This is a genomic window from Halomonas sp. TG39a (assembly GCF_000744395.1).
GTDB classification, from domain to species: Bacteria; Pseudomonadota; Gammaproteobacteria; order Pseudomonadales; family Halomonadaceae; genus Vreelandella; species Vreelandella ventosae_B.
This window is the reverse complement of sequence record NZ_JQLV01000001.1, coordinates 2019454-2040527: the sequence shown is the minus strand read 5'-3', so window position 1 is coordinate 2040527 and position 21074 is coordinate 2019454. Positions and strand designations below refer to the sequence as shown.

Below are 21074 nucleotides of genomic sequence, written 5' to 3'. Positions count from 1 at the left end.
AGGCTCTCGTATTTCGCATGATAGTGAATTGAAAAGAGTACGCTTGGTGCCCCATCTGTTACGCAGCAGAGGCGCTTTGCGAACGCCGATGGTGGCGCTGGCTTAAGCGTGCCATCAAAACACCGGGTACCAGCGCGGCTGCGGCCAGACCGATCAATTCCCACTGGCTAAGCGGCACCATCCCACCACCCGGTAGCGCCAGGAGCAGGCCAGCGATCAGTATCAGGGCACGAATCACGATCTCTTGCAGTGCGCCATAGCCCAGTCGACCAACCCCCATCAGGTAGCCCTGCATGGCAGAGGCAAACAGGATGATGCCGATGACCGCCTGGATAAAGACAGCCACGATCATCAGCGGCGCGCCCTGCATAATCAGCGCGGGGTTGAGTACGAATAGGAAGGGAATAAAGTAGATCACGCTACCCAGACGCATCGCCTGCAGGCCCGTTTCCATGGGCCGGGCACCGGCCACGGTAGCCGCGGCAAAGGCACCCAGTGCCACTGGCGGGGTAATAAAGCTCAGCATGCCCCAATAGAGAATGAACATATGTACGGCCATGGGATCCAGTCCGCCGCCTTGAATCAGTGCAGGGGCTAGAGCAACGGCGAGGAAGATATAGGCAGCCGTCACGGTCATGCCAATACCCAGCACAAAACTGGTAACTGCGCCCATAATCAGCAGCAGCGGCACGCTGCCACCGGCAATATTGATAAAGTCGTTAGCGATGGTGCCGGAAAGGCCGGTCATCGAAAGTGCGCCCACCAGCATGCCCACGCCAGCCAAAATAGCGATTAACTCGGCAAACAGCTTGGCCGCAGACGACAGCGTATCGGCTACATCCTTCCAGCCCCAGCGGTTATGTTTGGAAAGCTGGTTGAGCACCAAAAGCAGCGCGGTGGCGTAGAAAGGTGCCACGGCTTCGCGCTGCATAATCAGCAGCATCCAAACTAATAAAGCAAAGACAAAAATAAAGTACCAACCCTCTTTGAGGGTTTGCCATAGCGAAGGCAGTTCAACGGCGGGCAAGCCTTTAATGTCGTGGCGGGCCGCGTAGGCATCAATCTGAATAAACAGACCCAAGAAATACAGAATTGAAGGAATGACGGCAGCCAGTGCTACCGCGGAATAGGGAATGTCGAGAAACATGGCCATGACGAAAGCGGTTGCGCCCATCACCGGTGGCATCAATACACCGCCGGTTGAGGCGCAGGCTTCCACACCGCCAGCAAAGGAGCGGCTCATACCGATACGACGCATGGCGGGAATCGACAAAACACCGGTGGTTAGTACGTTACTAATAACGCTGCCGCTCATCGAGCCCATCAGGCCGCTGGAGAAAATCGACACCTTAGCGGGGCCGCCGCGCACATGGCCCAGCAGCGCAAATGCCAGGTTGATAAAAAACTTACCGCCGCCGCTTTTTTGCAGCACGACACCAAAGACCAAAAAGCCGATCACCAGGCCCGCGAACGCCTGCAGCGGCACCCCCATGATGCTTTCGGTACTCATGGTGTGGTACATAGCGGTCTGTTCAAGCGTCGAAGGAAACGCCTGGATAGGGCCGGGGACGATATCCGCCACCAGCGGGTAAAGAGAGAAGACCCCCGCAATAATAGCAATCGGTAAACCGCCTGCCCGGCGGGCCGCTTCGATAATGAGCAGCCAGTAGGCATAGCTGGCATAAATAGCGATCTCAGGCGCAGAAAACGCCCAGCCGCGCTCTAAAATAGGGACTGCGTTATAAACAAAATAGCCGCCAACGATTAGCGTTATAGCGCTCAATAGGTAGTCGTACCAAGGGATAGGCTGTTCTTGTTGGCGACTCCGCATGGGCCAAAGCAAGAAAACCAGCGGTAGCAGTAGTGCCACAACGGCATAGTAGAACTGTGTTTCCAAGCCGGTTACGAACGTCAGCAAGCCAACGTTGAAAAGATAATCCAGCGTCATCGCCATCAAGATGACGGTGACCGTGGCGGGGATCCAGCGCAGCGCAGGGGGAAGCTGACGAATTTGGCTGATTTTTTCTTTAACCTGCTGATTATTGGCAGGTGAGGTATCTGTGGTCATGAGGGCATCCGTCAATCAGCAGGGGGCGGCAAGTGCCGCCCCGTGGCGTATTACTCGAAGATCGGTTCGAAACCGGCATCGCTAAGCGCGGTGGCTCGGGCTTCCATCCAGTCGGCAGTAAACGCCTCGTCATCACTGGGGGCGTCTTGCATAAAGCTTTCCCAGGCGCTTAGCAGTACATCCTGACGTTCAACCAGCTCATCCTGATGGGCCTGCATTTCATCAGTCCATACGTCGATCTCTTTGTAGTACTCCACGACCGCATCGTGGAACGGCACTACCCATTGAAGATCTTGCTGTTCCAAGGCGTAGCCAAGCGCCCCTGGGGCGTTATCTTTGTAGTCGTCGAAATTTTCCTGCATGGCCTTGATTAGGCCATAAGCGACGTTGTCATCCAGGTCTTGGTTGGCGACCACAATGGGGTATGGGTAGCTAGCGCTGGGCACCGGGTTTTCGGCGCTGATGCCACCAGCCCCAGAAGTGACTTCGTGCGGGCGGAAGTAGGGCGCAACGGCGGCCATGCGCTCCCAGCCTGCTTCGTCGTTGGGGTCTAGCACTGGCCAGCTAATGCCGCGCGGACTACTGGCCAGCTGCTGGGCTGGCGGGGTCACCGTGGTGGTAAAGGAGGCATCCACATCGCCAGCGATAATGCCATCGAACGAGCGCCCGTAGCCGGGGTAATCAACCCGCTCTACGTCATCCCAGGTCAAGCCACCAAAGGCAAGGTAAGCTTCGGTGCCTTTATTGAGCGCATCGTCACCGCGGATATAGGCGATGCGCTTGCCGGCCAGGTCAGCGGGCGTTTCAACGTCCAGGTCGCCCGCAACCGCAAGAGAAAGACCAAAAGAGGCAGTGGAAGTGGTAATGACGCGTAGTGGCTGAGGACCCCAGTCGCGGTCGGCAAACATCATTACCCCTTCAGCGCCGTAGTAGCTGGCGATCCCGCAGGCGCAAAGGTCAACGCGGCCCTGCTTAAGCGGCGTCATCCGTGAAACATCGTTGTCCCCCGGCAGGATACGCACTGATGAATCGTATTTGTTCTGCAGCATATTGCCGATGGCGACGGCTTGGGCATAGCCGCTTGAGTTAGTGCCATAGGCCGTCCAGGCCATGGTGCCGGGGAGTTCAATGTCACTGGCGTGGCTGACTGCTGCGCCGAGTAGCGATAAAGGTAAGGCGGCGATGAGTAGGCGGTGAGCAAATGGATGCATTGGGATGCTCCTTTATTGTGGTTGTGTTTAAGGTTTTAGTTACGTTTTGCTACATAGTGTTTTGCTATGCGGTACTTGGTTTTGCTAAGTGGTCGGCTGATAGTAGAGAAGCCGCTGGGTGGCTGTCAATGCTGTTGTCAGCAGCGGTGCCCGTTGGTATACAACAGGTATAAAAAAACCAGGCAAAAGCCTGGTTTTTCAGAGCGGTAGCGAGAGCAATGCAGTTAAGAAAATTCACGCCAAGCGGCGTAGGTGCTTAAAAACACCCGCCCGGTAAGCGCATCCAGAAAGTCACTCTTCTTTAGCTGATCCATCACCGGGCCTTTGACCTCGGATAAATGCAGTTTTACATCGGAGTCTTTTAAGCGGGCGTTGATGGCATCCAGGCTTTCTAGCGCCGAGGCATCAATCAGGTTAACCGCCGAACAGATCAATACAACGTGCTCAAGCTCGGGGTGGCTCGCTACCAGGTTATAGACGGTGTCTTCCAAATAGCGGGCATTGGCAAAATAGAGGCTCTCATCAATGCGCAGCAGGGCAACGGTATTGACCGTCTCGACATCGTGGCGGGTAGTATTTCTAAAGTGTTCGGTGCCGGGGACGCGGCCTACCAAGGCGCTATGAGGGCGGCTGGTGCGGTACAAAAATAGCGCAATAGAGAGCGTTACCCCGCTGATGATGCCCGCCTCAACGCCTTCGCACAGTGTCAGCAAAATCGTCACCGCCATGGCGGCAAAGTCGCTGCGGGAGTAGCGCCAGGTTTGCCGCAGCATGGGGATGTCCACAAGCGTCAAAATCGAAACGGTGATCGTTGCGGCCAGGGTCGCGATGGGCAGGTAGTAGAGCCAGCCGGTGAATGACATAGTGACCAGCGCAATACCTAGCGCCGCAAAGGCACCTGCCGCAGGCGTTTGTGCGCCTGCATCGTAGTTGATGACCGTGCGGGATAACCCCCCAGTGACTGGCATGCCGCTGGAAAGCCCGGCGGCTAAATTGCTGGCACCAAGGCCCACAAGCTCCTGATTGGGAGAGATACGCTGGCGCCGCTTCGCGGCCAACATCTGGCCCATGGAAACCGACTCCACAAAGCCGACCAGACTAATCAGCAGCGCGGGGATCACAAGTGCCCGCCACAGTGAGTAGTCTCCCAATGGGAAGCTCAGTGCGGGTAACCCGCCTGGAATTTGTCCCACAACGCTGACGCCTTTATCGCCCAACTGCCAGTACCAGGTAACCAGGGTGGTAATCACGACGGCAAAGACCGGCCCTGCTTTGGCAATCAAGTCTGCCAGGGTGCGTGGCAAGCCCATTGAGTGCAGGGCGGCTTTACCATGGCGTCGCATAACGATCAAAAACAGCAGCGTTCCACTGCCGATCAGTAAGGTGGGTAAGTTGAAAGTGGCTAAATTAGGCACCAGGGTGACAAGGCGTTCCACCAGGGTAAAGCCACTACTCTCAACCCCCAGCAAGCTGCCCAGCTGGCTAGCAGCGATCAATATGCCCGACGCCGTTAAGAAGCCGGAAATAACCGGGTGACTGAGAAAATTGCTGAAAAAGCCCATTTTAAGCAGCCCCATGATTACCAGCATGCCACCGGAAAGCAGGGACAGGATGAGCGCGGCCTGTAAATAAGTCTCTGTGCCTGTGACCGCCACGGAGGAGAGTGCGGCACCGGTCATCAAAGCGATGATGGCGACCGGCCCGACGGCAAGGGTCTTGCTGGTGCCAAACAGGGTATAGACCAGTTGCGGCAGGATGCTGGCGTAGAGGCCTACCACTGCAGGCAGTCCGGCTAGCAGCGAATAGGCCAGCGACTGGGGAATGACCATCACCGTGACGATCAAGCCCGCCAAGAGATCGGCCCCAAACAAGCGTTTATGGTAGTGGGGTAGCCACGTCAGGATCGGCAAATAGCGCTTTAGCATGGGTTCCAGGTGTTATCGGAGTGGCAGAATAAAGAGAGTAAGGGATATTCCATTTCATTGCAGTGCTTATATTCATTTCTACTGCGGTAAGCCAATGATGAACCAGCGCTTATACACTTTCGTTCTGCCCCCAAAGTGCTACTTCTTTCATTAGCGTAACACGCTAAGCTTAGCCGCAAAGGGGAGTTAAGCCCCCTAAAATAGGGTTTTCGATACTCAATAACGTCAATAAAAAGAGTACTGCTCATGCGCTTACTGCGATTGTTAGTTCCGGGGTTTTTGTTGGCGCTGTCCGTAGGTCTTGTCGTACAGGGCGGTGTCTGGATTTATCTGGCGCTCCTGTCCGCTGCACTGGGGGGCGGCGTTGTACTGCTCAGTGCGCTTGAAAGCGTGTACCGGGCCGACCAACGTCGTCTTGAACAGCGCCAGCGTGGCTTTAAGCCCCTACGTGATTACCGTTCGTTACGTGGTATGGCGTACCGGTTAATGAATCGCGCCAGCAGTACCGCGATTGCCTCGGCAGAAGTGTCACACTATGCCGACCTGATGGATCAGCGCCTTTCCAAGCAAGAGGCCATGGCCCGTGAGGCTTCATCGAGCATGACGGCGATTAATGCGGCCATTATGCAGGTCAGTGCCAGCGCCAGCCAGGTGGCGGCACTGGCAGAGAGCGCCCGAGAAGCTAGCCATCACAACCATGCTGAGCTGGACGATATAATCCAGGATATGAGCGACGTTGCCGACCGCTCCAACCAAGCATTGGAAATGCTGACTGCGCTGAACGATAAGATTGAGCGCGTGCGCAGCGTCACCTCCATGATCGAGGATATCGCTGAGCAGACCCATCTGCTATCGCTCAATGCGTCAATTGAAGCAGCACGTGCGGGGGAGCACGGGCGTGGGTTTGCGGTAGTCGCGGGTGAAGTGCGTAATCTGGCACTAAAGACCTCAACCGCGACCCAGAGCGTCGATGAATTAGTTAAGGATATGCATCAGAGCGGTCAATCGGTGGTCGCTACCATGGGTCAGTTAATGACCCGCATCAGCGAGCGTTCCAAAGGATTGCAAGTGGTCGGCAATAGCCTGGGTACGATGACCCAGGAATTCGATCAGGTGCAGAGCGAAATTACCCGGGTTGCCGGTGCGATGGAGAACACACGCCAGCATAGCCAAACCGTGGCGGATGGCCTTAGCCAGCTAGAAGATGATGTGGATGAAGGCAACCGTAATATGCATGATTTGGCCGAGCAGGCGCGGGCGCTGATGGAAGCCGCAGAAGGCGTCGATGGGGAACTGGCTCAACAGCATTTAGAAGGGCGCCACCAGCAGGTGTTCCGCGCGGCACGCTCAACGGCCAATAAATTGGGCAAGTTGCTGGAAAAAGCGATAGCCAGCGGGGAGCTTTCAGATACCCACCTGTTCCAGCCCCAGTATGAACAGATTCCGGGTACGCAGCCGCCACAGTATACAACCGGCTTTGATAGTTTCACCGATAGGTATCTACCTGATCTGCAGGAGCCTTTGCTCACTCAGCTAGGTTTGAGCTACGCAATTGCCTGTGACCGTAAAGGCTATGTGCCTACCCATAACAAGGCAGTTAGCCTCGCGCCAACCGGTGATTACGCCCACGATCTAAAATTCTGCCGCAACAAACGCATTTTCGATGACCCAACCGGCAGCCGCTGTGGCGCTCATGAAAAGCCGTTACTGCTGCAAACCTACAAGCGCGACACCGGCGAGATCATGCACGACCTCTCGGTACCGGTGTATGTCCAGGGTAAGCACTGGGGCGGTTTCCGGGTTGGCTACCAGCCTGAGCGTGATATAGCGGCTCCCCCTGCGTTGCAGTCAGAGACCGCTCCAGCGCCACCGCTTGCACTAACTAGCCGCAGCGTAGCGCGGGCGTGACTGCCACGCCGACCAGGAGTAAAGCGCGAGCCCGATCCAAATAAGCACAAAAGTGGCCAACTGGATAATGCCCAGGGGCTCGCCGAAAACCGTTAGCGCGATGAGAAATTGGATACTGGGATTGATGTACATAAGAAAGCCAATGGTCGCTAAGCGTAGCCGACGGGCCGCGCCGGCAAAAGCCATAAGCGGCAATGCGGTCAAGACACCGCTGGCGATTAGCAGACTAGTGGTAGATGTATTTTGCAAAAAGTGCGAACTGCCGTTCCAGCTTAGCCAAGTCAAGGCGATCAGGGCGAGGGGAAATAGCAACAGGGTTTCTACAAACAGTCCTGATAAGCCGTCCAGCGGCACCTGCTTACGAAACAGGCCATAACTGCCGAAGCTTAACGCCAGCATCAGGCTAATCCAAGGCAGTTCACCCAGCATCACAAACTGGATGGCAATGGCCACGCTGGCCAGCCCCAAGGCGACCAACTGCAACTTTGCCATCACTTCCCGCAGCACCAGCATGCCCAGGGCGACATTCACTAGCGGCGTTAAGAAGTAGCCCAAACTTGCCTGCAGTACCTGCTTAGACTCCACTGCATAAATATAGATACCCCAGTTAAACGCAATCAATAGCGCGCAGGCCAACACGCGGCCAAGCCGCTTGGGTTCACCCAGTGCAGTGACCACCGGCGGCCAGCGGCGCAGTAAGGTAATCAAGCCGACCAAGAAAAGACACGCCCAAATGATACGGTGAATCAATATTTCAAAGGCGGGAACGCCGTCAAACAGGGCAAAAAAGAGCGGAAAGCAGCCCCACATGGTGTAGGCGGTTAGCCCAAACATAACGCCTTTGACGGCAGCGGGATCGCGTGTTGGAGTAGGAAGCATAGCAGCCTCATTATTTAAAGATGCTAATCTAGCATAAACTTTGCAATCACACTGGCGGAATGGAGGTGTTCAATGAGTGACTCTGGAAACAGCCAACTTAGCAGCACGCTAGTGCAGTGCGACCTGCGCTGGGAAGACCCCCAGGCCAACCACGCCCATCTTGAACAGTTGCTAGGCGAACTGGATGGCCGCGATACGGATCTGATTGTATTGCCGGAAATGTTTGCCACTGGCTTTACCATGAACTCCCGCGAGATGGCTCAGCCGATGGCAGAGAGCCAAAGCGTTGCTTGGCTGCAGGCCCAGGCGAAGGCGCGCAAATGCGTGATGACGGGCAGCGTGGCGATTGAAGAGCAAGGCGAGTTTTATAATCGCTTGATCTGGGCCACCCCAGAGGGCGACTTAACCCACTACGACAAGCGCCACCTGTTCCGTATGGCCGGTGAGCATGAGCGCTATGGCATGGGTAGTGAGCGCAAAGTGGTGGAACTCAACGGCTTTAAACTGCTGCTCAGCGTTTGCTATGATCTGCGTTTTCCTGTGTGGATGCGCCAGCAGCCAGCAGAGGGGGAGCATTTCGAGTATGATGCGCTGCTGTGTATTGCCAACTGGCCAGCACCGCGTCGTCACCCTTGGCGCACGCTGCTACAGGCCCGTGCGGTAGAGAACCTAAGCTATGTGATTGGCGTTAATCGCGTTGGAGAAGATGCCAAAGGGCTTGCCTATAGCGGCGACTCCCTGTTGGTCGACTTCAAAGGCGAAGCGTTAATTGATAAACCTGCCCATACCCCGTTTATAGAGACGGGCACGCTGGATAAAACTGCCCTTGATGCTTTTCGTGAAAAATTTCCTGCCTGGCAAGATGCCGACCATTTTAAGCTGCTGCCAGGAGTCGGTTAATGATGCGCCTTGATCGCTTTTTGAGTGAAACCTCACCGTTAACCCGCAGTCTCGCCAAGCGGGCACTCAAAAATGGCGAAGTGACCCTGAACGGTGAGCCGATCAAACAGTCGGCGACCCAAATCGATACCGATAATGATGTGGTGGTACTCAACGGCGAGCGGCTAGCGCTGGTAGGCGTTCGCTACATTATGCTGCACAAGCCCGTCGACGTTGAATGTAACGCCCGCCGCGGTCTCTACCAAAGAGCAATCGATCTAATTGATCTACCCAAAGCGGATCGGTTGCAGCCGGTAGGGCGGTTAGATGTAGATACCACGGGCTTACTGCTATTAACCGATGATGGTCAGTGGTCTCACCGCGTCACATCTCCGCGCCATCGCTGCGCCAAGGTGTATATCGCCGAGCTAGCCGAGCCTATGGAAGGCGCCGCGGCGGAGTGGGCGATTGGCCAGGTCGCCGATGGCCTGATGCTGGATGGGGAAGAGACACCGACCCAACCTGCAACGTTAAGACTTCTTTCGCCTACCCAGGCGGAGCTCACCATTACCGAAGGGCGCTATCACCAGGTGAAGCGGATGTTTGCCGCCCTGGGAAACCATGTGAACTCACTGCACCGAAGTTCCATCGGCGATTTAGCGCTGGATGAGAACCTGGCGCCTGGCGAGTGGCGGGAATTAACCAGCGACGAAATCGCGCTTTTCTGAGTGCCGGTTTAAGGTCTGCTTTAGCCGCTTCCTCAATGGATGAGCGGCTTTATTTTTAATTTAATATTTATACCGTTATCTTACGTTTTCGCCCCAAGTTATTGCCTGGAGATTGTGCGAATCAGGTGGAAAGTCGTAGGCGGAAACTGCCTTCCAGCAGTTCCGTTAGCCGTTGCTTCGTCTTAAGGGGCTAGGTGGGCAGCAGCAATCAGCGCTTGGGTATAAGCGTGCTGGGGCGCTGAAAGCACCTCTAGGCAGGGGCCTTGTTCGACCACTTCGCCATCCTTGAGCACCATAATGCGGTGTGCCATGGCGCGGACAACGGCTAAATCATGGCTTATAAACAAATAGCTAAGCTGCCGCCGCGACTGTAGGTCACGCAGTAGCGCGACTAACTGCTTCTGCACGGTACGATCTAGCGCTGAGGTCGGCTCATCCAGCACCAGCAACTCTGGTTCTAGGATAATCGCTCTGGCTACGGCAATGCGCTGGCGCTGACCACCGGAGAACTCGTGGGGATAGCGGGCGGCACAGCTTTCGGGCAAACCTACCTCGTGCAGGGTTTGATTAACCCGCTGGGCGACTTCTTCAGTGGTGAGGTGAGGGTAGTGAAAGCGCAGGCCCTCACTAACGATATCGAACACCGGCATACGGGGTGAGAGGGCGCCATAGGGGTCTTGAAACACCATCTGCAGCCTGTGGCGATGACGGCGCAACGCATCGCCGGTCAGGGAGCTTAGCTTATCGGTACCAAGGCTAACCTCGCCATGGCTGGTAACCAGTCGCATGACCGCCGAGGCCAGCGTGGTTTTACCTGAGCCGGACTCGCCCACAATGCCCAGAGTCTCTCCCGGCGCAATATGGAAATCGGTTGGTTGAACGGCTACAAAAGCGGGCGGCTGGCGCTTAAATAAGCCGGTTTTAGGGCGCTTAAAGCTGACGCTTAACTGACGAGCGGTTAATAGCGGCGCTGTTTGCTCAATGGCTTGGGGCCGACCCTCCGGCTCGGCAGCCAGTAACGCTTTGGTGTAATCACTCTGCGGATGCTGAAAGACCTGCTCCACCGGGCCGATTTCCTGAATGCGCCCCTGGTACATCACGCAAATTCGGTCTGCATAACGGCGAACTAGGTTTAAGTCGTGGCTGATAAACAGCATACCCATGCCATGGTGATCGCGTAGTTCACGCAGCAGAGCGAGAATCTCCTGCTGTACCGTGACGTCCAGCGCAGTGGTGGGCTCATCGGCAATCAACAGTGAGGGATTGTTGGCAATCGCCATGGCAATCATCACCCGTTGACGCTGCCCACCCGAGAGCTGGTGGGGCCAGGCGTCCAGCAGTTCGTCCGGGCGCGGTAGTTTTACTTGTTCCAGCAGCTCTTTGCTGCGCTCACGGGCCGCCTGGCCGCGCAGTCCTTGATGCAGCCGTAACGCTTCACCAATCTGCTTACCCACCCGATGCAGTGGATTGAGCGAGGTCATCGGCTCCTGGAAGATAAAGCCGACGCGATTACCGCGTATAGTGTTCCACTCAGTTTCCGTTAAAGTGGCCAGATTGGTATCACCCAGCCAGCGTTCGCCCTGAACGCTAGCGTTACTGGGCAGCAGATTTACCATACCCAGCGCCGATACCGATTTGCCGGAGCCTGACTCACCGACAATAGCCAGGGTTTCGCCCGCATTGAGAGTGAGTGAGAGTGACTGGACCACCGGGTTGCCATCAAAGGCGACATCAAGATGTTCAATGCGCAGCAGGGGATTATGCATGCTGAGTCTCCTGGGCAGGCCCAGCTTGGCGCTGCTGCACGTGACGAGGATCAAAGGCATCGCGCAAGCCTTCGCCGATAAAGACCAGCAGCGAGAGCATGATCGCCAGGGTCATAAACGCCGTGATACCCAGCCAAGGAGCGTGAAGATTATTTTTACCCTGGGCTGCCAGTTCACCTAGCGAGGGAGCGCCGGGGGGCAGGCCGAAACCGAGGAAATCCAGTGCGGTGAGCGTGCCAATTGCACCGGTAAACAGAAACGGAATAAATGTCAGTGTCGCGACCATGGCGTTGGGCAGCACGTGGCGCCACATGATCAGGCGTGACGGCAAGCCCATGGCTTTGGCCGCGCGCACGTACTCGAGATTGCGCGCGCGCAGGAACTCGGCGCGCACGATATCCACCAAGCCCAACCATGAGAAAAGCAGCATAATCCCCAGTAACCACCAAAAACCTGGCTGAACAAAGCTGGCCAAAATAATCAGCAGGAACAGCACCGGCAAGCCGGACCAAATTTCGGTGAAGCGCTGCCCAATCAAATCAATTTTGCCGCCAAAGTAGCCCTGCACGCCGCCCACCACAACGCCGATGACTAATGACCCGGCGGTGAGTACCAGGGCAAAGGCCACCGAAAGACGAAAACCATAAATGACCCGTGCCGATACATCCCGCCCCTGGTCGTCGGTGCCCAGCCAGTGGCGGCTATCCGGTGGAGCCGGGGAAGGGCGGGTCATATTCATATCCAGAGTCTGATACGAAAACGGAATGATAGGCCAAAGCGCCCAGCCGTGATCTTTAATCTGTTGTTGAACAAAGGGATCCAGATAGTCCGTTCGGGTCGGCAGGAAGCCGCCAAACTCGGTTTCTGGGTAGTCCACCTGCATGGGAAAGTACCACTGGCCTTCGTACTGCATAATGATCGGTTTGTCGTTGGCAATCAGTTCGGCAAACAGGCTAACAATAAACAGCGTGGCAAATAACCAGAGTGACACCCGGGCACGACGATTGGCTTTAAAAGCGGCCAGCCGACGGCGAGTGATAGGTGCTAAACGTGACGATAAAGCGGCCATTATCACGACTCCCGAGTCGAAAAGTCGATACGCGGGTCTACCCACACGTAGGTCAGATCGGAAATCAGCTTGAGGATTAAGCCGATCACGGTATATAGAAACAGGGTGCCGAAAATTACCGGATAATCCCGCTGCATCACCGCTTCAAAACCGAGCAGTCCCAGCCCATCCAGGGAGAAGATCACTTCGATAAGCAGCGCCCCGGTGAAGAAAATGCCGATCATCGCAGCGGGTAGGCCGGCGATAATAATCAGCATGGCGTTGCGAAACACATGGCCGTAAAGCACGCGCCGCTCGTCGGCGCCCTTAGCGCGAGCGGTAATCACATACTGCTTGTGAATCTCATCAAGGAAGCTGTTTTTGGTAAGCATTGTCAGGGTGGCAAAGCTGCCAATCGAGGCGGCGATTACCGGCAGCGTGATATGCCAGAAGTAGTCTTTGACCTTGCCCCAGGCTGAAAGCTGGTCGAAGTCGGGTGAGGTCAAACCGCGTAAAGGGAATAAGTCCCAGTAGGTGCCCCCGGCAAACAGGACAATGAGCAGGATGGCAAACAGGAAGCCCGGAATGGCATAGCCGACAATCACTAGTCCGGATGACCAGACGTCAAATCGGGAACCGTGACGCAGTGCCTTTTTGATGCCTAACGGGATGGAGATTAAATAGACCAGTAACGTTGTCCAAAGTCCTAATGATATGGAGACCGGCAGCCGCTCTATCATCAGTTCGGTGACCGGGCGGTCACGGAAGAAACTGGTGCCAAAATCGAGGGTGAGGTAGTCCGCCATCATGCCGATAAAGCGTTCATGGGCGGGTTTGTCAAAACCAAACTGCTGCTCTAGCTGTTCGATAAAGCGCGGATCAATGCCCCGGGCACCTCGGGAGTCGTCGCTGACCTGGACGTCGGCGCCGCCCATATCCAAGCGAGTGCTGGCCATGGCGTCAGCACCCTCAAACCGCGCCAACATCTGATCAATTGGCCCGCCCGGCGCCGCCTGAACAATCATAAAATTGAGTAGCATGATGCCGAACAAGGTCGGAATCATTAGCAGCAGTCGGCGTAAGGTATAGCGGGCCACAGAGCACTCCGAGGTTTATGACGATGAAACCGTTAAGGATAAGCCGTTGCAATCAGTCGTTGTCATCGCGGCCGTGTTAGCGTCCGCGTTGACGGCGCTGTAGTGCTGCTTCACGGTCGGTGTCTACCCACCACGCATCCATATCCATGGCGTACTCTGGGAACGGCTCGGGGTAGCCAAACTTATCCCAAATGGCGATACGGGTCTCCCCTGAGTGGTAGTGGGGAATCACATAGAACCCCCAGCGCAGCACACGATCCAGCGCGCGGGTGGCGGTATCCAGCTCTTCACGGCCATCGGCACTAATGATCGTTTCCACCAGGGCATCGACCGCAGGGTGTGCCAGCGCCATCCGGTTGCGGCTTTGCGGCGCCTCGGCGGCGGCACTGGTCCAGAAGTCACGCTGCTCATTGCCCGGATTGTTCGACTGAGGGAAATGACTAATCACTATGTCATAGTCGTAATTGCGCTGCCGATTTAAATATTGATTAATATCAACGATACGCAGCGATGTCTGCACCCCTAAGCGGGCCATATTGCGCAGCATGGGTTGAACCACCCGTTCAAGTCCAGAATCGTAAAGTAAGACTTCCAGACTTAAAGGACGTCCGCTGTCTTGGTTGACCAGCACGCCGTCCTCAACCCGATAACCTGCCTCACGGAGTAAATCAAGCGCTTTACGCAGCCGTTCGCGTAGCTCGACGGGCTCATCGATAGGCAGCGGCTCGGTAAACAGGCGATCAGAGCCATGGGAGGCCATTAACTCTTCACGGAAGGGCTCCAGCAGCGCTAGCTCTGCCTCTGAAGGCAGCCCGGTGGCTTCCATTTCAGAATTTTGGAAAAAACTCTCGGTGCGTTGGTAAGTACCGTAAAAAATATTGGTATTAAGCCACGGGAAATCGAAGGTAAGGCTCAATGCTTCTCGTACCCGTGGGTCTTGAAACTTCTCCTTCTGCAGGTTGAAGACAAACGCCTGCATCATGGATGGATTAACGTCCGGCACGGTAAGTCGCTTGACCAAGCCCTCTTCGTAGGCAGGAAAGTCGTAGCCAATTGCCCAGGTGGCGGCGCGGGCATCGGTACGAAAATCGGTCAGACCGGCTTTAAAAGCTTCCCAGGCAATGTCGCGGTCACGGTAGTAGTCGTAAATGATGCGATCGATATTGTAACGACCCACGTTGACCGGTAAATCTTTACCCCAATAGTTCTCATCGCGCTGATAAACAATGCGCCGACCAGGGTCGACTTCGCTAATACGGTAGGGCCCGGAGCCTGGGTGCGCGACTAGGGTGGGTGAGGTGAATTCCCGGGGCTCCCAATAGTGGCGGGGGAGTATGGGTAACTGGGCAATGATTAACGGCAGCTCTCGGGACTCGGTATCGTTAAACGTAAAACGCACCTGATGCTCGTTTAGCGCGATGGCTTCCTCTACCCCAGCGTAGTAGCTGGCGTAAAACGGGTTGCCTTCTTCGCGGAGCAAGTTAAGCGAGAACACCACATCATAGGCCGTAACCGGCTCACCATCCTGGAAACGTGCTTCAGGGCGCAGGTCGAACTCAATCCACTGCCTATCTGGATCAAGGCGTACACCCTCAGCCAGTAAGCCGTAGAGGCTAAAGGGCTCATTAGGGTTGCTGGCCATTAGGGTGTCGTAGATTTGTGAAATGCCGGTAACCGGCGTACCGCGAATAATAAACGGGTTTGTCGAGTCAAAGCTGCTGCCCACGGCGGTATGGGTAATGGTGCCGCCTTTGGGGGCCTGCGGGTTTACGTGAGGGAAGTAGGGGAAATCTGCTGGTAGCTCGGGGCTATCGTACAGCGATAGCGCGTGAACGGTTTCAACCGGCACCACGTTATGCGCGTCGGTATTTAAATCACCCACCACGTTGGCGCTGGAGGTGGTGTCAGAAGCATCGCTATTAGTCGCTGTTTCTGAAGCGCTGGCCTCTGAAACAGTGTTCTCTGAAGCGATGCTCTCTGAAGCCAGTACCGATACGTTGAATAGCAGGCCACTGATGAGTAGAAGCGATTTCGCAAAAAACAAACCACGCGGCATTGGTGACATCCCATGTGAACAAAGCCAACTATGTTAACCCGGTTTAACGCCCTGAAAGTGTCAGCAGTTGGCCTGGTTGTAAAGCGCCGGGGCGGTCAATCGCATTCCAGCGGATAAGGTCTTGCTGGTTGACATTATAACGGGCTGCAATCGCCGAGAGGCTATCGCCACTTTCAACGCGGTGGGTATCGGCGCTGCCATTTTGTGCAACCGCTTGGCGACTGTCTTGTGCTTGACTACCGTCTTGTGAGAGTTGCGCGAGCATCTGCGTGTCGACCTCTTCAGGTACCAGCAGGGTCTGAGCACTGCGTGGATCGATACTGCCATTCAGCAGGCCTGGATTGAGCTCGGTTAACGCCGTCTTACTGACATTCAGCAGCTGCGAGGCTTCCGAGAGCGTCACCGCGTGGGTCAGCTTCACTTTCGCGAAGGCTGGGTCAACGTGTATTTCCGGTAAGCTGACGCCGTACTCCTGAGGATCGTTAATGATCGTCGCGATGGCTTTCAGTTTGGGCACATACTGCATGGTTTCGTAGGGCAGCGAGAGATCCCAATAATCGCCGTTTAAACCTTGAGCCTGGGCCTGATGCTGAGCACGGTTAACGGTTCCGGCGCCTGCGTTATAAGCGGCTAATGACAGCATCAGATCACCTTCGTACCACTGATCAGCCTGCATTTCCAAGTAGTCCAGCGCTGCCTCGGTGGAGGTCAAAACGTCTAACCGGCCATCGTAGTTTCCATTACGTACCAACCCCAACGCATCCCCGGTACCGGGCATAAACTGCCATAGCCCAGCGGCACCGCGGTGGCTCCGCGCGCCTGGGTCAAAGGAGCTCTCTACAAAAGGAATTAATGCCACTTCACCGGGTAGACCGCGCTCACTAACCTGCTGGGTAATCCAGGCGAGCCAAGGGGTAGCGCGTTCGGTGATAGTGGCAATATTTTCGGGGCTTGAACGGTAGTACTCAATCCACTCGTCTACCCGCGCTTGGGCCTCGGCGGGTAGTGACTTCTCTTGCCACTGAAAGCTTTTACGCAGCGTTGTCCAGGCGTCTTGAGGCTCCAGTTCCAGCGCTTCCCAGAAGTGGATCTGGAACGGCGTTGGGCGTGGCTTTGTAGCGTCTACTGGGGTGCCTGTTGATGCAGTTGGTCTTTCATAGGCTGTGGCAGAGGCTTGAGAGCTTGCCGCAGCGGCTAACATTAGGCCCATAATTACGGTACTGCCAGCGCTCAGCATCAAGCGCTGGCGAATCGTTCGATAGGTCATAGTGGCATTCGTTTGGTTTCGATAGCGTTCTTAAAAACGGTTCTTCCACTCGCGTAGAGTGGTGAACGTAGCGAGATCATCATTATTAACACCCTGGGTACCTGCCGCCTGGCGCACGCTATCAGTGCCCACGCGGAGGTAGGGATTAATCTTCAGCTCGCGTCCTATCGTGCTGGGTAAGGTGGGGCGATCCAATGCCCGCGCCTTCTCACACTCCTGCAAAGCGTGTTTGACGTCTTCGTTTTCAGGATCCGCAGCACGAGCAAACGTTAGGTTTGCCTGAGTGTACTCATGGGCTGCAAAGACCAGTGTATCTTCAGGGAGTTCCGCAAATTTTTTCAGCGCGGTATACATTTGCTCCGGCGTACCCTCGAATAAACGACCGCAACCGGCGCAGAAAAGTGTGTCACCGCAGAACAGTAGCGCAGGGATACCGGCGGTGAAGTAGCTGATATGATCCAGCGTGTGGCCGGGTGTCTCCATAACGTCAAACAAACGGCCCATAATGCGAACTTCGTCGCCGTCGCCCACGGTTTCATCAATGCCTGCAATGTTAGGATTGGCCGGGCCGATCACGTGAGGCGAATAGCGTTTAATTAATTCCGCTAAACCACCGGTATGATCATGATGATGGTGGGTAATCAGAATACAGTTTAGGGTTAGCGACTCACGCTCAAGAAACTCGATCACCGGGGCAGCTTCACCGGGATCCACCACGCAAACGCTTTGACTATTATCTTGTCTTAATAGCCAAATATAGTTGTCGCTAAGGGCGGGGATCGGTGTCACGCTCATCATCGACGAGATCCTTTAAGTTACGAAAAAACACATCAAACTTTGCGCTTATCAGCGCTAAATCGGTGCGTAAAAGACGTTAAAAAGCCGTTACTGTGGAGGGAAGCGCTGTTCATGTCAAATTCGACGACGGCCACGACACTGGCTAAGCGCTTACAAAGTAGCCAGCCTTATTGGCAAACAGAGGCGGGGCGTTCGCTTTGGGAAACTCAGCGCGCCTGCTTAGGGCCCGTGGTGGAATCGCGGGTGGGCGGCCACAGCTTGGAAATGAGCATGGGGCCGACACTGATGACCATGTCGGCCATTCCACACCCCATACGCTGGTCGCCTACGCGTCAGTTAGCCGATACCGATAGCACCTTAATATGTCCGCCGGATCAGCTTGCGCTGCCGGATCGCTGTTTGGACGTAATGGTCATTCACCACTGGCTTGAGCATTTAGCTGATGCCCACTTCACGCTTCAGGAGGCCGCACGGGTGACCGCCGATAACGGCATTATGGTGCTGTTTGGTTTTAACCCTATCGGTGTGAGCGGGCTTGCCCGGCAATTGCGAAAGGGGCAGCAGGCGTTTCCCTGGAACGGTAGCTGGCGCTCCGCTAGCCGCCTGCGCGACTGGTTGGCGTTTGTCGACTTTGAGGTGGAGCGAGTAGACTATTGCTGCTTTCGGGGGCGGATGAATGCCAAGTGCGGTGAATATTGGGAGTCGTTAGGGCGGCGGCATAACCTGCCGTTGGGCGAAAGTTATATGATTCAGGCTCGCCGACAGCAGCGCCAAGCGCCGGTGCAGCGCCTGAAATTTGGCTTGAAGGCACCGGCATCCCCGGCGTCGTTGGGTGTTACCCGCTCAGGCACATCTGCCCATTACTCGTCTTATCAAGAGTATCCGACTCAAGTGGCTCCCGCTAAAAGGCATGAACCTGAGTCGCAAAAAACCGGGCCATTTAAAACTAAGTCACGCAAAACTGTTTCATTTCAACCAGGGGATCAAGAGTTTGACTAAAGAGGCGGCCGGAGATCTACCCCGGGTAACGGTGTATACCGATGGAGCGTGCCGTGGCAATCCAGGCCCCGGCGGTTGGGGCGTCGTGCTGGCGAGTGGCGAGCATGAGAAAACCTTGAAAGGTTATGAGGCGGATACCACTAATAACCGCATGGAGTTAATGGCGGCGATCATGGCACTGCGCACCCTTAATACCCCGTGCGAAGTGGCGCTATGGACCGACTCCCAGTATGTTCGCCAGGGTATCACCCAGTGGATTCATAACTGGATCAAGCGCGGCTGGAAAACTGCTGCCAAGCAGCCGGTCAAAAATGCCGAGCTGTGGAAAACCCTGCACGAAGAGACCCAGCGCCATAAAGTCGAGTGGCACTGGGTAAAAGGGCACAGCGGGCACCCAGGCAACGAGCGTGCCGATTCGCTGGCCAATGAAGCGATTGATGAGCACCAAAAAAGGAGAGCATGATGCGTCAGGTGATCTTAGATACTGAAACCACGGGTATCGACCCCAAAGATGGCCATCGCTTAGTCGAAATTGGTGCCATTGAAATGGTCAATCGCCGCTTCACTGGTCGCACTTATCACCAATACATCAACCCCGAGCGGCATATCGACGCTGAAGTCGTCGACGTTCACGGGATTGATGACGCCAGAGTTGCTAACGAGCCGATATTCGCTGCAATTGCCGATGAGTTTTGGGCGTTTATCGAAGGCGCAGAGCTGGTGATTCATAACGCCCCCTTCGATGTGGGCTTTATTGACCACGAGCTCGGCATGTTGAATCGGCAGCGTAAATCCCCTCTGTTGGGGCCCGTCAGCGATCATTGCAGGATACTCGATACGCTGACTATGGCGCGCAAAATGCACCCCGGCCAGCGCAACAGTCTTGACGCATTATGTAAACGCTACGATATCGACAATGGCCACCGGGTGCTGCACGGCGCCCTGTTAGACTCTGAGATTCTCGCTGAGGTCTACCTGGCGATGACCGGTGGGCAAACCGCGCTGACCTTAGACGCGGCCAGTGCCGCGGAACAAGAACAGGCGGATACCTCCAATGAAGGGCTGTCGATTCAGCGTGTCTCCCTAACGCCTGGCCAACTGCGCGTGGTGCGCCCAACCGACGAAGAACAAGCGGCCCATAAGGCCAAGTGCGAGGCGCATAAGCTGCATTGGTTTGAGGGTGCGGCCAGCGATGCTTAGGCGAGAAATTCCCCATCATGAACAAGCCGGGCGGGTAATTCGTCTATCGCGCAGCCTGTTGGCGCCCGCACCGCTAAGCGGCAGCGAAGCATTAACGCCGTTGCAGCCCTACCAACCCTGGACAGAGCAGATGCAGCCGCTTTGCTACTGGGATGACGAACCGGTGGCGCTGCTCGTTGAGCCCCAGGCCGGAAGCGGTTGGATTGACGGTCGCCAATGGATGAGCGAACTCTCCACCGGCTGGTTTAGCCTGCTCTCTACGGCGCTACAGGTAGGTGCTTGGTTAGAGAACCATCGTTTCTGCGGACGCTGTGGTGCACCGGCCACCAAACTCACAGCGGAATTCGCGATGCACTGCCACGCCTGCGGGCACCGCAACTATCCGCGTATTTCCCCGTGCATTATCACCCTGGTAACCAGCGGGGAAGCGATGCTGCTTGCCCGTGGCCCGCGCTTCCCACCCGGGCGCTACTCCACCTTGGCAGGTTTTATCGAGCCAGGGGAGTCAGCGGAAGAGGCGGTACACCGCGAGGTGTTTGAGGAAGTGGGCGTGCATATCGATCAACTGCGTTATCACCAAAGTCAGGCGTGGCCATTTCCGCACTCGCTGATGTTTGGCTATTTTGCTGAAGCGACCACTCGGCGCATTCGTATCGACGGGGTAGAGATTAGCGATGCGGCGTGGTTTTCACCCCGTCAGTTGCCCTCTCTGCCGCCGCCTTACTCGATATCCCGCGAGTTGATCGAAACGCATTTGGCACGCTGGCGCGAGTAAATGGCGCCGCGTGCCGATATCGCCATTACTCGCTAGGGAATAAGCTTGTCAGCTTTGTGGCCAACATGACATTGCCGGTGGCTTTCAGCTTGCCGGTCATAAAGGCCGTCATGCCATTGATCTCGCCACTCATAATGCCTTTCAGCGTGTCAGTGGTTAGGCTTAAGCTGACAGAAGGATCGTCGTGCTCACCCTCTTGTACGTCCAACGTGCCATCTTGGATGTTTAAGTAGTAGCTGCCAGCATCGGTAAAGTGAAACTGGAAAACTTCATTCATGCCCTTTGCTGCTTGCGGACTGAAACGCGCTTTTAGCTTCTCAAGGGTAGTGTTTGACATAACATATCTCTCAGTTAGGTAGATGAACTTAAGTAGATGGGACTAAGGCTAGCGACCACCGCCAATATAAACAATCGCAAAGGCAAGCGAGGTTATTTCATACGTGCGTTCCAATCAAGCACTGTCCCGATCA

At 55.6% G+C, this 21074-nt stretch carries 18 protein-coding genes; 7 read left to right on the top strand and 11 right to left on the bottom strand.

The window, feature by feature from the left end; genetic code table 11:
* Positions 1–58 precede the first annotated feature (58 nt).
* The 3 genes from U738_RS09070 to U738_RS09060 form a co-directional block, all read right to left on the bottom strand.
* Complete coding sequence (locus tag U738_RS09070; protein WP_035579458.1) at positions 59–2068, bottom strand: TRAP transporter permease; 2010 nt, start codon at positions 2066–2068, stop codon at positions 59–61.
* 50 nt (positions 2069–2118) lie between these two features.
* Positions 2119–3279: a TAXI family TRAP transporter solute-binding subunit gene (locus tag U738_RS09065; RefSeq protein WP_035579457.1), complete on the bottom strand. Its 1161-nt coding sequence runs from the start codon at positions 3277–3279 to the stop codon at positions 2119–2121.
* A 224-nt stretch (positions 3280–3503) separates the two neighbouring features.
* Entirely contained in the window at positions 3504–5204 is a 1701-nt protein-coding gene (locus tag U738_RS09060) for a SulP family inorganic anion transporter (protein WP_035579455.1), read from the bottom strand.
* Positions 5205–5450: 246 nt separating this feature from the next.
* Between U738_RS09060 and U738_RS09055 the strand changes: the two genes are divergently transcribed.
* Positions 5451–7112, top strand: a complete 1662-nt coding sequence (locus U738_RS09055; protein ID WP_035579451.1) for a methyl-accepting chemotaxis protein — start codon at positions 5451–5453, stop codon at positions 7110–7112.
* On the opposite strand, the gene rarD is transcribed toward U738_RS09055, so the two are convergent.
* Entirely contained in the window at positions 7083–7991 is a 909-nt protein-coding gene (gene rarD, locus U738_RS09050; protein WP_035579450.1) for an EamA family transporter RarD, read from the bottom strand. The genes U738_RS09055 and rarD overlap by 30 nt on opposite strands.
* A gap of 72 nt (positions 7992–8063) precedes the next feature.
* On the opposite strand from rarD, the gene U738_RS09045 reads away from it, so the two are divergent.
* Positions 8064–8891, top strand: coding sequence for an amidohydrolase (locus U738_RS09045; RefSeq protein WP_035579448.1), 828 nt, complete (start codon positions 8064–8066; stop codon positions 8889–8891).
* A gap of 2 nt (positions 8892–8893) precedes the next feature.
* On the top strand, positions 8894–9598 hold the full coding sequence (locus U738_RS09040; RefSeq protein ID WP_035583370.1) for a pseudouridine synthase: 705 nt from the start codon (positions 8894–8896) through the stop codon (positions 9596–9598).
* Positions 9599–9780: 182 nt separating this feature from the next.
* On the opposite strand, the gene U738_RS09035 is transcribed toward U738_RS09040, so the two are convergent.
* The 6 genes from U738_RS09035 to gloB all read right to left on the bottom strand — a co-directional run bounded on the left by U738_RS09035 (position 9781) and on the right by gloB (position 17630).
* Positions 9781–11364: an ABC transporter ATP-binding protein gene (locus U738_RS09035; RefSeq protein WP_035579446.1), complete on the bottom strand. Its 1584-nt coding sequence runs from the start codon at positions 11362–11364 to the stop codon at positions 9781–9783.
* Positions 11357–12433, bottom strand: a complete 1077-nt coding sequence (locus U738_RS09030; RefSeq protein WP_035579444.1) for an ABC transporter permease — start codon at positions 12431–12433, stop codon at positions 11357–11359. Before U738_RS09030 ends, U738_RS09035 begins: the two co-directional genes overlap by 8 nt.
* A 2-nt stretch (positions 12434–12435) precedes the next feature.
* Entirely contained in the window at positions 12436–13509 is a 1074-nt protein-coding gene (locus U738_RS09025; RefSeq protein WP_035579443.1) for a microcin C ABC transporter permease YejB, read from the bottom strand.
* A 76-nt stretch (positions 13510–13585) separates the two neighbouring features.
* The gene (locus U738_RS09020) at positions 13586–15565 is read right to left on the bottom strand and encodes an extracellular solute-binding protein (RefSeq protein ID WP_035579441.1); all 1980 of its coding nucleotides are present in this window, start codon (positions 15563–15565) and stop codon (positions 13586–13588) included.
* Between the two features lie 43 nt (positions 15566–15608).
* On the bottom strand, positions 15609–16832 hold the full coding sequence (locus U738_RS09015) for a transglycosylase SLT domain-containing protein (protein WP_035579439.1): 1224 nt from the start codon (positions 16830–16832) through the stop codon (positions 15609–15611).
* 30 nt (positions 16833–16862) lie between these two features.
* A complete protein-coding gene (gene gloB, locus U738_RS09010; RefSeq protein WP_035579436.1) occupies positions 16863–17630 on the bottom strand; it encodes a hydroxyacylglutathione hydrolase in 768 nt (255 codons plus the stop codon).
* A 111-nt stretch (positions 17631–17741) separates the two neighbouring features.
* On the opposite strand from gloB, the gene U738_RS09005 reads away from it, so the two are divergent.
* From U738_RS09005 to nudC, 4 genes are read left to right on the top strand one after another with little or no spacing between them, the layout of a single operon-like run.
* Positions 17742–18629: a class I SAM-dependent methyltransferase gene (locus tag U738_RS09005; RefSeq protein ID WP_035579434.1), complete on the top strand. Its 888-nt coding sequence runs from the start codon at positions 17742–17744 to the stop codon at positions 18627–18629.
* Entirely contained in the window at positions 18622–19092 is a 471-nt protein-coding gene (gene rnhA, locus U738_RS09000; RefSeq protein WP_035579432.1) for a ribonuclease HI, read from the top strand. Before U738_RS09005 ends, rnhA begins: the two co-directional genes overlap by 8 nt.
* Positions 19092–19829 (top strand): DNA polymerase III subunit epsilon, encoded by a 738-nt coding sequence (gene dnaQ, locus U738_RS08995; RefSeq protein WP_035579430.1) that lies wholly within the window; start codon positions 19092–19094, stop codon positions 19827–19829. The genes rnhA and dnaQ overlap by 1 nt, the downstream gene beginning before the upstream one ends.
* Positions 19822–20604 carry an NAD(+) diphosphatase gene (nudC, locus tag U738_RS08990; protein ID WP_035579428.1) on the top strand — a complete coding sequence of 261 codons (783 nt, stop codon included), beginning with the start codon at positions 19822–19824 and terminating at the stop codon, positions 20602–20604. The genes dnaQ and nudC overlap by 8 nt, the downstream gene beginning before the upstream one ends.
* 25 nt (positions 20605–20629) lie before the next feature.
* Here nudC and U738_RS08985 read toward each other — a convergent pair whose 3' ends face one another.
* Positions 20630–20941: an SCP2 sterol-binding domain-containing protein gene (locus tag U738_RS08985; RefSeq protein ID WP_035579427.1), complete on the bottom strand. Its 312-nt coding sequence runs from the start codon at positions 20939–20941 to the stop codon at positions 20630–20632.
* Between the last annotated feature and the right edge of the window lie 133 nt (positions 20942–21074).

Bases quoted from the DNA above. Each gene is read 5' to 3' on its own strand.
- gloB (WP_035579436.1), bottom strand. From the start codon at position 17,630: ATGATGAGCGTGACACCGATCCCCGCCCTTAGCGACAACTATATTTGG.
- U738_RS09065 (WP_035579457.1), bottom strand. From the start codon at position 3,279: ATGCATCCATTTGCTCACCGCCTACTCATCGCCGCCTTACCTTTATCG.
- U738_RS09070 (WP_035579458.1), bottom strand. From the start codon at position 2,068: ATGACCACAGATACCTCACCTGCCAATAATCAGCAGGTTAAAGAAAAA.
- U738_RS09005 (WP_035579434.1), top strand. From the start codon at position 17,742: ATGTCAAATTCGACGACGGCCACGACACTGGCTAAGCGCTTACAAAGT.
- U738_RS09030 (WP_035579444.1), bottom strand. From the start codon at position 12,433: ATGGCCGCTTTATCGTCACGTTTAGCACCTATCACTCGCCGTCGGCTG.
- dnaQ (WP_035579430.1), top strand. From the start codon at position 19,092: ATGCGTCAGGTGATCTTAGATACTGAAACCACGGGTATCGACCCCAAA.
- U738_RS09060 (WP_035579455.1), bottom strand. From the start codon at position 5,204: ATGCTAAAGCGCTATTTGCCGATCCTGACGTGGCTACCCCACTACCAT.
- rarD (WP_035579450.1), bottom strand. From the start codon at position 7,991: ATGCTTCCTACTCCAACACGCGATCCCGCTGCCGTCAAAGGCGTTATG.
- U738_RS09015 (WP_035579439.1), bottom strand. From the start codon at position 16,832: ATGACCTATCGAACGATTCGCCAGCGCTTGATGCTGAGCGCTGGCAGT.
- U738_RS09045 (WP_035579448.1), top strand. From the start codon at position 8,064: ATGAGTGACTCTGGAAACAGCCAACTTAGCAGCACGCTAGTGCAGTGC.
- U738_RS09040 (WP_035583370.1), top strand. From the start codon at position 8,894: ATGCGCCTTGATCGCTTTTTGAGTGAAACCTCACCGTTAACCCGCAGT.
- U738_RS09035 (WP_035579446.1), bottom strand. From the start codon at position 11,364: ATGCATAATCCCCTGCTGCGCATTGAACATCTTGATGTCGCCTTTGAT.
- nudC (WP_035579428.1), top strand. From the start codon at position 19,822: ATGCTTAGGCGAGAAATTCCCCATCATGAACAAGCCGGGCGGGTAATT.
- U738_RS09020 (WP_035579441.1), bottom strand. From the start codon at position 15,565: ATGCCGCGTGGTTTGTTTTTTGCGAAATCGCTTCTACTCATCAGTGGC.
- U738_RS08985 (WP_035579427.1), bottom strand. From the start codon at position 20,941: ATGTCAAACACTACCCTTGAGAAGCTAAAAGCGCGTTTCAGTCCGCAA.
- U738_RS09055 (WP_035579451.1), top strand. From the start codon at position 5,451: ATGCGCTTACTGCGATTGTTAGTTCCGGGGTTTTTGTTGGCGCTGTCC.